Source organism: Gordonibacter urolithinfaciens, from assembly GCF_900199375.1.
In the GTDB taxonomy this organism is placed as follows: Bacteria; Actinomycetota; Coriobacteriia; order Coriobacteriales; family Eggerthellaceae; genus Gordonibacter; species Gordonibacter urolithinfaciens.
The window spans coordinates 2827186-2841153 of record NZ_LT900217.1; the positions used below are offsets into that span (position 1 = coordinate 2827186).

The 13968-nt window shown below is 68.8% G+C and carries 14 protein-coding genes; 10 read left to right on the forward strand and 4 right to left on the reverse strand.

Going from position 1 to position 13968, the window contains the following annotated elements:
• Positions 1 to 768 (reverse strand): Fe-S cluster assembly ATPase SufC, encoded by a 768-nt coding sequence (gene sufC / locus BN3560_RS12115; RefSeq protein ID WP_096228250.1) that lies wholly within the window; start codon positions 766 to 768, stop codon positions 1 to 3.
• Positions 769 to 946: 178 nt separating this feature from the next.
• Here sufC and BN3560_RS12120 point away from each other — a divergent pair, with 178 nt between their 5' ends.
• The 5 genes from BN3560_RS12120 to acs all read left to right on the forward strand — a co-directional run bounded on the left by BN3560_RS12120 (position 947) and on the right by acs (position 6600).
• Positions 947 to 1354 (forward strand): RrF2 family transcriptional regulator, encoded by a 408-nt coding sequence (locus BN3560_RS12120; RefSeq protein WP_087190489.1) that lies wholly within the window; start codon positions 947 to 949, stop codon positions 1352 to 1354.
• Positions 1355 to 1647: 293 nt separating this feature from the next.
• Positions 1648 to 2292 carry an MBL fold metallo-hydrolase gene (locus BN3560_RS12125; protein WP_096228251.1) on the forward strand — a complete coding sequence of 215 codons (645 nt, stop codon included), beginning with the start codon at positions 1648 to 1650 and terminating at the stop codon, positions 2290 to 2292.
• A 545-nt stretch (positions 2293 to 2837) separates the two neighbouring features.
• Entirely contained in the window at positions 2838 to 3401 is a 564-nt protein-coding gene (locus BN3560_RS12130) for a DUF1062 domain-containing protein (RefSeq protein ID WP_096228252.1), read from the forward strand.
• A 484-nt stretch (positions 3402 to 3885) separates the two neighbouring features.
• A complete protein-coding gene (locus BN3560_RS12135) occupies positions 3886 to 4545 on the forward strand; it encodes a hypothetical protein (RefSeq protein WP_096228253.1) in 660 nt (219 codons plus the stop codon).
• A 63-nt stretch (positions 4546 to 4608) separates the two neighbouring features.
• Complete coding sequence (gene acs / locus BN3560_RS12140; RefSeq protein ID WP_096228254.1) at positions 4609 to 6600, forward strand: acetate--CoA ligase; 1992 nt, start codon at positions 4609 to 4611, stop codon at positions 6598 to 6600.
• A 128-nt stretch (positions 6601 to 6728) separates the two neighbouring features.
• Here the strand turns inward: acs and BN3560_RS12145 are convergent, their stop codons facing one another.
• Positions 6729 to 7589 carry a MerR family transcriptional regulator gene (locus BN3560_RS12145; protein WP_096228255.1) on the reverse strand — a complete coding sequence of 287 codons (861 nt, stop codon included), beginning with the start codon at positions 7587 to 7589 and terminating at the stop codon, positions 6729 to 6731.
• A 267-nt stretch (positions 7590 to 7856) separates the two neighbouring features.
• Here BN3560_RS12145 and BN3560_RS12150 point away from each other — a divergent pair, with 267 nt between their 5' ends.
• The 4 genes from BN3560_RS12150 (at position 7857) to BN3560_RS12165 (ending at position 11025) form a co-directional block, all read left to right on the forward strand.
• Positions 7857 to 8813: a protein-ADP-ribose hydrolase gene (locus BN3560_RS12150; RefSeq protein WP_096228256.1), complete on the forward strand. Its 957-nt coding sequence runs from the start codon at positions 7857 to 7859 to the stop codon at positions 8811 to 8813.
• On the forward strand, positions 8797 to 9657 hold the full coding sequence (locus tag BN3560_RS12155; RefSeq protein WP_096228257.1) for an SIR2 family NAD-dependent protein deacylase: 861 nt from the start codon (positions 8797 to 8799) through the stop codon (positions 9655 to 9657). Before BN3560_RS12150 ends, BN3560_RS12155 begins: the two co-directional genes overlap by 17 nt.
• A complete protein-coding gene (locus BN3560_RS12160) occupies positions 9654 to 10280 on the forward strand; it encodes a 4Fe-4S binding protein (protein ID WP_096228258.1) in 627 nt (208 codons plus the stop codon). Before BN3560_RS12155 ends, BN3560_RS12160 begins: the two co-directional genes overlap by 4 nt.
• Positions 10281 to 10353: 73 nt before the next feature.
• Positions 10354 to 11025 (forward strand): pentapeptide repeat-containing protein, encoded by a 672-nt coding sequence (locus BN3560_RS12165; protein WP_096228259.1) that lies wholly within the window; start codon positions 10354 to 10356, stop codon positions 11023 to 11025.
• Between the two features lie 42 nt (positions 11026 to 11067).
• On the opposite strand, the gene BN3560_RS12170 is transcribed toward BN3560_RS12165, so the two are convergent.
• Together BN3560_RS12170 and BN3560_RS12175 are read right to left on the reverse strand one after the other, a co-directional pair.
• Complete coding sequence (locus BN3560_RS12170; RefSeq protein WP_231897399.1) at positions 11068 to 12120, reverse strand: ATP-binding protein; 1053 nt, start codon at positions 12118 to 12120, stop codon at positions 11068 to 11070.
• Between the two features lie 114 nt (positions 12121 to 12234).
• On the reverse strand, positions 12235 to 12621 hold the full coding sequence (locus tag BN3560_RS12175; protein WP_096228260.1) for a hypothetical protein: 387 nt from the start codon (positions 12619 to 12621) through the stop codon (positions 12235 to 12237).
• 300 nt (positions 12622 to 12921) lie between these two features.
• Here BN3560_RS12175 and BN3560_RS12180 point away from each other — a divergent pair, with 300 nt between their 5' ends.
• Positions 12922 to 13905: an aromatic ring-hydroxylating oxygenase subunit alpha gene (locus BN3560_RS12180; RefSeq protein WP_096228261.1), complete on the forward strand. Its 984-nt coding sequence runs from the start codon at positions 12922 to 12924 to the stop codon at positions 13903 to 13905.
• The last annotated feature ends 63 nt before the right edge of the window (positions 13906 to 13968 follow it).

The window sequence follows — 13968 nt, forward strand, 5'->3', positions numbered from 1 at the left end:
CTAGCGCTCGATCTGCTCGAATTGCTCGAAGCCCTGCTCGTCGATGGCGTCGATGAGCGACGCGTCGCCCTCGGCAGCCATGCGGCCGCGCACCATGACGTGCACGCGGTCGACGTCGAGGTGCTCGAGGATGCGCGTGTTGTGGGTGATCACCACGAGCGCGCCGCCGGTCGAGCGGCGGTACGCGTCGATGCCGCGGGACACCACGCCGAGCGCGTCCACGTCGAGGCCCGAGTCCGTCTCGTCGAGGATGGCCAGCTTGGGAGCGAGCAGCAGCAATTGCAGCATCTCGAGCTTCTTCTTCTCGCCGCCCGAAAAGCCCACGCCCAACTCGCGGTCGAGGTAGGCCGGGTCCATGTCCAGCTCGTCGGCCAGCGCGCGCACGTGCTTGCGGAACTGCTTGCCCTTGAGGTCGCCGGCGCCCTCGCGGCCCGCCATCGTGGCGCGCAGGAAGCTGGACAGCGGCACGCCGGGGATCTCGACGGGCGCCTGGAAGCTGAGGAACAGCCCCGCGCGCGAGCGCTTGTCGGGGGAGAGGTCGGTGATGTCCTGGCCGTCGAACTCGACCGTGCCGCCGTCCACCGTGTAGGCGTTGTCGCCCATGACGACGTGACCGAGCGTGGACTTGCCCGCGCCGTTCGGGCCCATGATGACATGGGTCTCGCCTGCGCCCACGTCGAGGTCGATGCCGTGCAGGATGGGGGTTTCGTCGGCCGAGGCGGAAAGCCCGCGGACGGAGAGGAGCGTATCGCGCGTCGTGGTCGTCATGTGCCGTGCCTTTCTTTAATCATATAAGTTTGCTAGGATTAAGATAAGGGCAAGCGGGAAATTGTCAAGACTTAATCCTACTTGTTTGCTAGAATTTACAAAAGCGATTGGATGGCCAGGGGCGCAGGACGCGTTTGGGGTAGGCTGGACGTGGTTGCGGGATGGGAAAGGACGAAAGATGCTCGTGTCGACGAAGGGACGCTATGCGCTGCGGCTCATGGTGTGCGTGGCGCAGGCGGGCGTGGAGGGCAAGGTGGCCCTGCGCGAGGTGTCGGAGCGCGAGGACATCTCGCTCAAGTACCTCGAGCAGCTGGCGAGGCCGCTCGTGCAGGCGGGCCTGCTGCGCAGCGTCCGAGGAAAAGGCGGCGGCTACGCGCTGGCCCGGGAGGCGGCGTCCGTGCGTGCAGGCGACGTGCTGCGAGCCGTCGAGGGGACCACGGCGCCCGTGGCGTGCCTCGACTTGGAGGAGGGCATGGCCTGCCCGCGCGCGGGGGAGTGCACCACCGTGCGCTTCTGGGCCGGACTCGACGACGTTATCGAGCGCTATGTCGACGGGGTCACGCTCGCCGACCTGGCCGGCGCGTGACTCCGCGCGAAGGCAACGCCGCCCGGGCCGTAGTCCGGAAGATGCCGATGTCCGCGGACGCTCTTCAGCGCGGCGCAGGTTCGGTGGCGCCTGCAAGGCTGTCGGCACGCTATGCGGTCGGCGCGCCCCGGCCGCTAGAACGGCAACGACCCGGGTACGCATCGCCTCCACCCGCGCTCCGTCGGCTGCGCGGTGCGGGGCGGCTGCTATACTGCATGGCATGAAAAACCTCGCATGGCAGACATCCCAGGGCTCCCGCATCGTGCGCGTCGGCGTCGTGCGCAGCGCCTGCTATGCGGTGGAGGCGGGCGACGGCCGGCGCTTCCTGGTGGACACGGCCGTGCCCCGGCGAGCGCGCGGCGATCGAGGCGCAGCTCGAAAGGCTCGGCTTCAACGCGTTCGACGCCATCCTGCTCACGCATGCCCACGGCGACCACGCCGGCAACGCGGCTGCCTGGAGCCGGCGGTTCGGCTGCCCCGTCTTCGCCCCGGAGGGCGAGGCCGACCAGGTGCGGGCCGGCCGCTGCGTCCTGCCCGCCGGTGCCACGCCGCTCGGCGCGGCCGTGATGGCGGTGCAGCGCCGCCTGCATGTCTGCGAGGCGTTCGAGCCGGTTCCCGACGTGCGCCCCCTGCCGCTCGACGAGGGCGCCTTCGGATCTTGCCTTAAGGTGGTAGCAACGCCCGGCCACACGGAGTGCTCTGCGAGCTTCGTGGTCGATGGAGAGGCGGCCCTCGTGGGCGACGCGCTCATCCACCGCGGGAGGTCCGTCTTCCCGCCGTTCGCCGACCGGCCGGAGCGCGTGGGGGACGCATGGCACACCCTGCTCGGCACCGGCGCGGAAACGTTCCTGTGTGCCCACGGCGGCCCCGTTGGCCGCGCGCTGCTCGAGCGGAGCCTCGAGGCGCTCGAGCGTTCGGGCCGCAGCGGGCGCGCCTGACCCTCGAGGCGCGCGCCCGCCGTCGCGGGCCATTTGCCTGTACCGCGTCGCTCCGCCGCAGTGCCCCGCGCTCGGCGTATCGGGTGCGGCGGGCGCTCTTCGCGGTTGACGCGCGGCGGGGCGCCCGGTATGATGGCGAGCCGGGCCGCACGGCCCGCAAACCCGATCGACAAGGTCTCTTCCATGACTGTTCCTCCCAACCGGTAAACCACGCGATACATCCGTCCCATCCGCTGCCGCGCAACGTGCGGCCGCCTTGCGATGGGCGACATCCGTCCGCCCGGCCGACAAGCGGCACGCGGTCGGTTCCTTGCGAGCTATGATCGCCCGTCCGGTGCACCGCCTCCTGCGGCGCTTCCGGCGGACGGTGCCTGCTCCCCTGGGCCGGCGCGCAAGCACACGGCCGCATCGCGGACGGGCCCACCGGCCGAACCGGACGATCAGAGAGGCTTACCCTATGAAAAAGCTGAATAACGGCGTGGTGCCGCCTGTGCCTGCCTTCCGAATCGAGCATATTCGAATTGCGAAGGAAGGCAGCAACCATCATGAACACGATTGTATGGCGCGTGGAGGCGACCGGCGCGCCGGTCGCGCTGCGCCCTTGTGGAACCTGCGGTGCTGACGCGAAGTTCACGTCCACGGGCATGTTCCGTGTGAATGCCCAGAAGAAGCGGTTAGACGTGTGGCTCGTCTACCGATGCGCCACGTGCGGGAACGTGTGGAACAGCGCCGTGATAAGCCGCATGCGCCCGGGAGGCATCGACCGGGAGGAGCTCGGGCGGTTCACGGGCAACGATCCTGCGACGGCGCTGCGGTGCGCGCTCGACGTCGGCCTGCTCAGGCGCAACGGCGCGCGCCGGGGCAAGGTCGCCTTCGCCGTCGAGGGCGACCTGCCCGACGGCCGCGAGGACTGCCGGGTCGAGATCGACGGCGGAGGCCTTGCGGGCCTGCGCCTGGCCGAGGTGCTGCGGGCCAAGCTGGGCGTTTCGCGCAGCGGTCTCGCGCGCCTCGTGGAGGCGGGCGACGTGAGCGCCGACGACGGAGCCGACGTCCTCGCCGCGAAGCTCCGCCCGCACCAAGCAATCATCCTGCGCCCACGGCGGAGCTGACGGGCCGCCGCAGGGCTACGGCGGGAGGGGGAGGGGAAGCACTTGGCTCCCCCTCCCATTTTTTCTCCCTTCCACGACAGCCGCCCGCCTCCATCGGAAACCTCGGCGGCGGGGGCGCCGTGCGCCGAGGCGCCTCGCGTCATCGCGTACCTTTATCCTCTGCCCTCCATGCCGCGCCCCGTCCCGCATTGCATCCTGCGTAGCGGCGTTCCGCCTCTGCGAAGGTTATGCGCCGGCAACGATTCCCCCTTCGAAAATCCGCTCGCGGCCGAAATCGAACCGGCCGAAGGGCGGCGCGCCGGGGGTTCCTTGACCTTGTAATCGTTGCAACCCCCATGATGGGCCCACGGCGGCCGGTGCCGGAGCACCCTGCGATCCCCGAGCACCGGCCGTCCTCTGCAGAACCCGTCCAGACCGATCGACGACGAGACCCCCAACGAAGATAGAGGAACAAGACATGAGCTGACCGCGAAGGAGGCACGCCATGAACGCGAAGAAGAAAGCAACCGATACGACGAAGCCCGCAACGAGTACCGTCTCCAACCGTCCCCGCGCCGCTTTGAGCGCCCTGTTGGTCCAGACCGCGCACGCCGAGGCGCGCCGTCCGGCCCCGTCCGGCTCCCGCAGGCTCGACCCGCTGGCCCGCATCTTCGACGCGAACGCCAGCCGCGCCGCCAAGATCGCGGCCGTGTCCCGGCTCGCCGACCCGGTGCCGCTCGTTACCCTTGCCGCCAGCGATGCGCCCGCCTACCTGCGGAGAAACGCGCTGCTGCGCCTCGACGAGCTCATGGACGGCCGCCCGCTCGCCCGCACCGACCTCGAGCGCCTCGTGCCGTGCCTGCGCGACAAGGAGCTCATCGCCTTCGCCGTCGTGCTCATGGACATCGCCGACTTCGACTGGTGCGCCCGCTGCGACGAGGGCACGGTGGACGCGCTCTGCCTCGCCCTGCACGAGTGCCAGGGCCTGCACGAGACCGTGCTGCTCGAGGACACGTTCGCGCATCTTGTCCACACCCGCCCGGACCTGGGCCGGAACCTGCGCGCCTGCAGTCCCGGCCCCCTGCACCTGAAGGCCATGTACCAGCCCGTCGTCGCCCACAACGTGGTGTACGTCGACCTCGCTCGCGAGGACAACGTCGCCTAGGCCGCGCCCGCGACGATTCCGCGCTTTCCGCCCCCCCCCAAGACGAGTAGAAGGGACCCTATCATGGAGCATAACACCCGCGCCGCCTTCATCAGGCAAATGCTCAAGGACGAGAGCACGATCGAGCCGTCCCCCGAGTTCAGCTACAAGGCCCTCGTGAAGAGCCGCCAGGACTACGACGAGCTGTACCGCCGCTCGATCGACGAGCCCGAGGCGTTCTGGGGCCAGATGGCCCGTGAGACGCTGGACTGGTACCGTCCATGGGACGCGGTGGAGGAGTACGACTTCGAGTCGGCCCGCCCCTTCGTCCGCTACTTCCGCGGCGCCGAGCTCAACGCGTCCGCCAACTGCCTCGACCGGCACCTGGAGGGCCCGCGCCGCAACAAGGCGGCCCTCATCTGGCAGGGCGAGCCTTCCGAAGAGGTCGAGGTGTACACCTACCAGCGCCTGCACCGCGAGGTGTGCAAGGCCGCCAACGTCCTCAAGGACCTGGGCGTGAAGAAGGGCGACCGCGTGGTGCTCTACCTTCCCATGATTCCCCAGCTGGCCATCGCCATGCTGGCGTGCGCCCGCATCGGCGCCGTGCACTGCGTCGTGTTCAGCGGCCTGTCCGCCGATGCGCTGCGCGACCGCATCCTCGACTCGGGCGCTCGCGTGGTGGTCACGGCCAACTACGGCTACCGGTCGGGCAAGATCCTGCACCTCAAGGACCTCTGCGACAAGGCGCTCGGCCAGTGTCCCCAGGTGAAGAGCTGCATCGTCGTGCGCCGCATCGAGAAGCGCACCGAGATGGCCGCCGAGCGCGACCTGTGGTGGGACGACCTCCTGGCCGGCGCCGCCCCCTCCTGCGAGCCTGCGCGCATGGAGGCGAACGAGCCGCTGTTCGTGCTCTACACCAGCGGCAGCACGGCCAAGCCGAAGGGCATCGTCCACGGCACCGGCGGCTACCTGCTGTACGCCTCGCTCACCATGAAGTACGTGTTCGACCTGAAGGAGACGGACATCTACTGGTGCACGGCCGACGCGGGGTGGATCACGGGGCACTCGTACCTCGTGTACGGGCCGCTCGCCAACGGCGCCACGTCGCTCATGTTCGAGGGCGTGCCCAGCTACCCGAAGCCCGACCGCTTCTGGGAGGTCGTGGAGAAGTTCGGCGTGAACATCCTCTACACGGCCCCCACGGCCATCCGCTCCATGATGAAGGATGGCGAGCGGTGGGTGAACGGCCATGACATCAGCAGCCTGCGCCTTCTGGGGTCGGTGGGCGAGCCCATCACGTCGAAGGCGTGGCTGTGGTACTACTCCGCCGTCGGGCGGGGCCGCTGCCCCATCGCCGACACGTGGTGGCAGACGGAGACGGGCGGCGTCATGATCACGTCGCTGCCGGGCGCGGTGGACATGAAGCCGGGGTCGGCGGCCCTGCCGTTCTTCGGCGTGGCTCCGCGCGTCGTGCGCCCCGACGGGAGCGAGGCCGTGCCGAACGAGCCCGGAAGCCTCGTGCTCACGCGACCCTGGCCGGGCATGATGCTGGGCGTGTTCCAGAACGAGACCGCGTTCAAGGACGTGTACTTCCCCCAGCCGGGCCGCTACCTCACCGGTGACGGCGCCTACCGCGACGAGGACGGCTACCTCTGGATCACCGGCCGCATCGACGACGTCATCAACGTGTCGGGCCACCGCATCGGCACGGCCGAGGTGGAGAGCGCGCTCGTGTCGTACCTGCAGGTGGCCGAGGCGGCGGTCGTGGGCTGCCCGCACCCCGTGAAGGGCGAGGGCATCTACGCCTACGTCACGGTGAAGGAGGGCACGGTCATCAACGATGATTTGCGCTCCCAGCTGGTGCGCCACGTGCGCGAGAGCATCGGGCCCATCGCCACGCCCGACCACATCCACTTCACGGCCGCGCTGCCGAAGACCCGCAGCGGCAAGATCATGCGCCGCATCCTGCGCAAGATAGCCGCGCAGGAGACCGAGGACCTGTGCGACATCTCCACGCTGTCCGAGCCCTCGGTGGTGTACGACCTGATAGAGGAGACGAAGCGCCTGAGCGCCTAACGGTTTCCACGAAGGAGAGGGGCCCGCGCGCGGGCCCCTCCTCATGCCAGCCGGGCGTGCTCCTCTTCTCGGCCGGCCTGTCGCGTGCGTACGCGGACGGCTGCGGCATCCCCGGAACCCGGCGCCCCCTACGCCCCACCGCCCCTTTCGGCGGCGTCCTCCACGTCCACGAGCACCGAGATGTGCAGAAGGTAGTCGTCGGCCGAGTCCGACATCAGGTACGAGTTCATGTCCAGCTCGTACAGCGGCCCCCGCATCAGGAAGCCCTCGCGCTCCACGTAGGCCAGCAGCTTCTCGTACGAGCGCTCCACCGTGCTCGTGCCGCCCTGGTGCAGCACGACCGCGTAGTTGCCCTTCGGCTTGCATTCTACGCGGTCCCCGAGGCACGCGGCGTCGCGGGGCGGCGATATCCAGGTGACGAGCTTGGTGTAGTAGAACTCGGAGGGGTCGTCCAGATCGGGGATGTCGATGACGCGCCCCAAGGGGAACGTGGCCACGCCCGCCCTGTTGCGGCAGAAGTCCGAATGCTCGCTCACGGCCTGTGCGTAGGCCTGCTGCGAGCGCTCGCGGCGCACCTCGGTCGTGAGGAACCACGTCTCGTCCCAGTACGACAGCCGCGGCTGCTCTTTGGGGAACGTCACGGCCCGCTGGGTGAGGTAGCGCATCTTCTCCATCATGCCGATGCGGGCGTCCAGGATGTCGCGCTGCTGCCCCATGCGGTCGATGCTCGTCTGGATGCTGTCCAGGAACAGTTGGGTCGTGCGGTTGTCCAGGTACTCCTTGATCTCCTTGGTGGACATGCCCGCGTCCATGAAGAAGCGCACGACGTCGAACAGGTACAGCTGCTTGAGCGAGTAGTAGCGGTAGCCGTTGCCCCGCACCTCCTTGGGCTTGAGCAGGCCGATCTTGTCGTAGTGCACCAGAAGCTCCCGGCTGACGTTGCACATCTGGGCGAACTCGCCGGTGGAGAGGAGCAGGGGATGCTGCATGGCGACCTCCTTATGCCGCCGGTCGTCGGAGATCGCTTCGCAGCGGCTCCGGCCGGGCGGCTCGTCCGGGCGGCTCGGGGGCGCGCCCGGGCTTGCCATTTCGGGGATTCTACCATGCGGCGGCGGCGTCGCGCCTGATGGTCAGGGGAGCGTAGCCGATCCTCCCGCCAGTGCCCGGCAGCGTCCCGTCTGCCGGGCCGGCAGGAACGCGGGCATTGCGGAGCGGATCGGAAAGGCGCATACTCGGGCCAGGCGAAAGGGGCTCTTATGGTGCAAGCTAACGTGTCGTGCGCGGCGGGCGGCGCGCGCGGGCGGGACGAGGACGTGGCGTACCTGGTGCGGTACCTCCGGGAAGAGCGGGGCCTCGTGCAGGCACCTGCCGAGGGCCGGCCCTTCGACGAGGCGTTCGCCGAGTTCCGGGCGCTCGTCAACACGCGCGAGCCGCGCCCGGCGGACGAGCGGTTCCTGGCGGTGCAGGACCGGCTGCTGCGCGGCCTCATTGCGCAGGCGGGCATCGCGCGCGTCGCCGAGCTGCCGCCGACGCCGGTCGACGCGCGGCTTTCCGTGTGGCGCGGCGACATAACCACGCTCGAGGCGGACGCCATCGTGAACGCGGCGAACAGCGCGCTCCTGGGCTGCTGGCTGCCGGGACACCACTGCATCGACAACGCCATCCACACGTTCGCCGGCGTGCAGCTGCGCATGGCGTGCGCCGCGCTCATGGAGCGGCACGGGCATGCGGAGCCCACCGGCCGCGTGCAGGTCACGGACGCGTACAACCTGCCCGCCCGCTGGGTGCTGCACACGGTGGGCCCCATCGCCGACGGCGCGCCCACCGAACGGCACCGGCGCGAGCTGGCCTCGTGCTACGAGAGCTGCCTCGAAGCCGCCGCGGCGTGCGGGTGCCGCACGGTCGCCTTCTGCTGCGTGTCCACCGGCACGTTCGGCTTCCCGCAAAGGGAGGCTGCCGAGATAGCCGTGGGCACGGTGCGCTCTTGGCTCGACCGACATGCCGGGGAGGGCGCGGATGCCGTCGGCGGCACTCGCGGCGCCGACGGCGGGGCGGCTCGGGGCGCTGCAAGCGGCTCGGGAGCGGCAGGTTCGGCGAACGCTTCCGGCCCAGGCAGCTCCCCGGAGGCGCCCGGTGCGCCCAGCGGCCTCAAGGTGGTGTTCAACGTGTTCGGCGACGAGGACGAGGCGATCTACCATGACCTGCTCGGCTAGCGGCGGGGACGCGGCGCGCGCCGCCGAGCTGCTCCAAGGCGCGCGCCGCGTGCTCATCGGCGCCGGCGCCGGCCTGTCTGCGGCGGCGGGGCTCTCCTACGGCGGCGAGCGCTTCGTGCGGAACTTCGCCCCCTTCATCGAGAAGTACGGCATGACCGACATGTACGCGGCGGGCTTCTACCCGTTCCCGTCCGAGGAGGCGCGCTGGGGCTACTGGGCGCGCCACGTGTGGGTCAACCGCCACGAGCCGGGGGCGCTGCCGCTGTACCGCGCGCTGCGCGCGTTCGCCCGGGAGCGCGACAGCTTCGTCATCACCACGAACGTGGACGCCCAGTTCGAGAAGGCGGGCTTCCCGCCCGAGCGCCTGTTCGCCACGCAAGGCGACTACGGCCTCTTGCAGTGCGCCCGCGGCTGCCACGATGCGCTCTACCCGAACCGCGAGCTCGTGGCCCAGATGCTCGCGCGCACCGAGGACTGCCTCGTGCCGTCCGACCTCGTGCCGGCCTGCCCCGTGTGCGGCGGCCCGATGGCCGTGCACCTGCGCGTGGACGGCCATTTCGTGGAAGACACGGCTTGGCGCGCCGCGCAGGAGCGCTACCGCCGCTTCGTCGAGGGCATGGTGCGCGAGCCCGCCGTGCTGCTGGAGCTGGGCGTGGGATGGAACACGCCGGGCATCGTCCGCTTCCCGTTCGAGGCGCTGGCCCGCGCGACGGGAGCCCCGCTCGTGCGCTTGAACTACGATGACGCGCACCTGCCCGAGGGCGTGCCGGGCGTGGGCCTGCAGGGCGACATCGCCGAGCTGTGGCCGCGGATCGCGAGCGCGGCGGAGAGGGGGAAGCTATGACGGTCGACGCAGATTTCTGCCTTCGGTACCTACGCGAGGTGCGCGACGTGGCCTTCGCCACCGTCGACGAGGACGGCCTGCCCGCCGTGCGCGTCATCGACGTCATGATGGTGGAGGGCGGCCGGCTTTATTTCGTGGCCGCGCGCGGCAAGGCGTTCTACGGACAGGTCATGCGCACGCGCTATGCGGCGATCGTAGGACAGTCGCCCGGCTACCGCACGTGCCGGCTTCGCGGTCCGGTGGAGCATCCCGACGATCCGGCCGAGCAGCGCCGGCTCGTCGACCGCGTGTTCGAGCTCAACCCCTCCATGGAAGAGCTCTACCCCGGCGATTCGCGCTACGTGCTGGAGGCGTTCTACCTGGAGCGGGGCCAGGGAGAGTTCTTCGACCTGGGCCGCCGCCCCCTTTTCCGCGCACCGTTCGCACTGGGCGGCGGCCCCGTCGCGCGCGAGGGTTTCGCGGTCTCGGACGCCTGCACCGGCTGCGGCGCCTGCTTCGCGGCTTGTCCACAGGGCTGCATCGCGCCGCGGCCCGACGGCCGCGCCCTCATCGAGCAGCAGGCGTGCCTCCACTGCGGCCGCTGCCGCGAGGTGTGCCCGTCGGACGCCATCGCGTCGCGGTAGCGGGGCGTCCTCCTGCGCTCCCGGTTCGCTCTTCTTTTCAGGTAGAATGATGGGGACAGAAAGAGGCTGCCCCATGAAGAACTCCCCGATACCCCATCCCGCCAACCCGGCCGTGCCCGGCGAGCTGGCGGCGGTGGACGCGCTCGCCGCATGGATCGAGCGCGAGATGGACGGCGACCCGCTCGTCGCGCACGTGCTCGTCGCAGGCGACGCAGCCGTGCGCGCCGACTTCTCGCTGCTCGAGCTGTCCGAATCGCGCGTCGAGGGCTGCCGGTACGCGGCCTGCGACTTCTCCCGCGCCTCGTTCGCCGACGTGGCGTTCTCCGGCTGCGATTTCTCCAACAGCGATTTCTCCGAGGCGAACTTCACGCGCTGCACGTTCTCCTCGTGCAAGTTCACGGGAGCGAACTTCACCGAGGCCGTGCTCGCCCGCACCGAGCTGCGCGACTCCACGCTGTCCTACGCGTCGCTCGCGAAGGCCAGGCTGACCGACGTGCTCGCGCGTGCTGACGATTTCTCGCACGCCGACCTGTCCGAGGCGCGACTTGCGCGCACCGCCTTCGACGACGTGCGCTTCACGGGAACGAGCTTCTTCCGCACCTCGCTCGCCGGCATCGACTTCACAACCTGCCAGCTGGCCGATATCGTGCTCTCCGACGCCATGGGCGAGCTCAAGGGCTGCCGCATGGACCTCTACCAGGCCGCCGGCATCGCCCAGCGCCTCGGCGTGGTCATCGCCGACTGACGGCGCAGTCCGGAGGCTGTCGGTCGGCGATGCCGGTCGATATCACCCGAAAAGCGGCACCTCGCCCGAAAGGAACCGCTCAAGCGGGCATTCCGCCGATCCCACGACGAGGGTTCGGGCTTCGGGGAAGCGGTTGACGAACGCCGCGAGTCCCTTAAGCGACTTAACGCGGCCGCTCTTCACCTCGACGGCGACGCTCTCGCCTGCTTGGGAGATGACGAAATCGACTTCGCTCGTGCCTTCTCGCCACCAGTGCACGTCGAAGCGGCGTTCGTTGGCCTGCGCGAGCAGGTAGGCACCCACAGCGCTCTCGACCAGGTGTCCTTTGCGTTCGGGGTCGGTGAGGAGGAAGTCGCGATAGGGCCCGTATGTGGCGGTCATGAGGGACGTGTCGTACACCATGAGTCGCGGCGAGCTCGCCTTTTCTCTGATGAGTTTCGGATCGTACTTTTGCAGGCCACGCAAAAGCCCTGCGCTTCCCAGCAAGTCGAGGTAATGGGCGATGGTCGTGGTGTTGCCCGCATCGTCCATCTGCCCGAGTATCTTGCGGTACGAGAGCTCTTGCCCCGAATAGGGCGCGCCGATTTGGAACAGCTTGCGCATGAGCGCCGGCTTGCGTACCGCGTCGAGGGCGATGACGTCTTTCGCGATGCTCGGGTCGATGACCGAGTCGTTCATGTAGGCAAGCCATCGCTGCTGGTCCTGCCTGAGCGGGGCGCTTCCGGGATAACCTCCGAAGTGCAGGAACTCGTCGAGCGTATATCCGAACGCCTCCCGGCACTCGGCGAAGCTCCAGTGAGTGCTGCGAATGACTTCGAAACGCCCGGTCAAACCTTCCGTCAACCCTTTTTGCATCAGCGGGGAAGACGATCCGGACAGCATGACGCGCAGGTCGATGCCGCTCCAAGCGTCCTCGTCCCACAGCTCTTTGACTGCGGCAGACCATTGGTCGACCAGCTGCACCTCGTCGATAACGAGCAAGGCGCTGGGCGAGTCGGGTGTTACCAGGTTGCGAGCCTGCACCCACTGGGCACGCAGCCAGTCACGGCTCGATGAGTCGATGCTGGCAAGCGCAATGTGGCGTGGGAGATCCACCTGCTCCAGCGCCTGCCTGATGGCGGTGGACTTTCCGGTTTGGCGCGGGCCTAGAGCATTTGGATGTAGCGTCGGGTCTCGTTCATGCGCGAGACGAGTGTGGACACCACAGGTCTACGGAACTCTGCCATGATTTCCTCCTATTGAGCAAATTTGCTCAATAGACAAAAAGGCATGCCGAACGTCATCGGCAGGCTGCCGGCATCGCCCAGCGTGTCGGCGCGGCCGTCGTCTACTGGCGGCGCACGGGTCGGGGCACATCGGGCTGTGCTCGCGGCCGCAATCGCAAAGGCCGTGTGAACCCTGCCCCTGCTTGCCGCGCGCCTCGATCTCGTCATGGGCCTCGATGATGGCCTTCTTGACCGCCTTCTTCACCACCAGGTATCCGATGGCTGCGAACAGTGCGATTATCAGTGGGTAGACGACCAAGATCAGCAGCTCCGGCACCCCCATGCCCAGTATTCTCATGTCATCCGCCTTTCCCTCGGTGGCGACGATCATACCATCTTTCCGTTCTGCCTTATGCCCTCGTACGCGATCGCCCGGCCCCGCGACCGTCCTGCCCGGTGACCGTCCCCAAAGAACAACCTCGCTCGCGGTCGCCTGCACCGGCTCCCATTGCCCGGTGATTGGTAAAAGCTCGCTCGCACCGCTTTCGATAACGCTGCCGCGTTGCCGGTGTGTTGACCGGCGGTGTGAAAGCTGTTGGTTGCCTGCGTCTGCGACCGCGCGGGACAATGGGGACGTCGATCCCGATGCAGCCGCGGCAGCCTGCTGCGCGCCGCAGGAAGCGAGGTCCCCATGATCCCGAACCAGTGGTACGCCGTCCTGTCGTCCTCCGAGGTGAGGCGCGGCCGCCCCGTGGGCGCCGTGCGCTTCGGGCGGCGCCTAGTGTTCTGGCGCGACGGTGAGGGCAACGTGGCCTGCCTCGACGGCACGTGCTGCCACCGCGGTGCGGATCTCGCGGAGGGGCGCGTGGAAGGCGGGCACGTGCACTGCCCGTTCCACGGCCTGCGCTATGCCGCCGACGGGCGCGTGGTGGCCATACCGGCGAACGGCCTCGAGGTCGAAGTGCCCGAGAACTTCCGCGTGCGCCCGTGGCTCGCGGTGGATGCGTTCGGCTTCATCTGGGTGTTCTACGGCAAGCCCGAGGACGCACCGGACGACCTGCCGATGTTCGACGAGTTCCGCGGCGGCTTCCCCTACGCCGAGCGCTCCGAGGTGTGGGACGTGCATTACTCGAGGGCCATCGAGAACCAACTCGACGTGATCCACCTGCCTTTCGTCCATCCGAACACCATCGGGCGCGGCCATAAGACGCTCGTGAACGGCCCCGTCACGATGTGGGACGACGAGACGCTCACGTTCTACGTGAAGAACGAGCCCGACCACGGCCAAGAGCCGCAGGCGGCGGACGAGATCGAGGATTGGCAGGAGCTGAACAGCCTGCAGTACCGCGTGCCGAACCTCTGGCAGAACCGAATCTCGGACGACTTGCGCATCATGGCCGCGTTCGCGCCCGTTGATGACGAGCACACGAAGATCTACCTGCGTCTCTACCAGCGCATGGTGAAGGCGCCGGTGCTGCGCGGCCTCGTGTGCGCGGCCGGCAACGTGGCGAACGGCGTGATCCTGCACCAAGATCGCCGCGTGGTGCTCACCCAGCGCCCGAAGAAGACCGAGCTTCAGATGGGCGAGAACCTCCTGCGCGGCGACAAGCCCGTCCTCGAGTTCCGCTCCCGCCGCGACGAGCTCAAGAAGGCCGCGGAGGTAGGGAAGAGGTAACCCCTCAGGAGGGATGTCTGTGCGGATCGCCGACTAGCAGCCCGATGACTCGTGGCCCCGGGC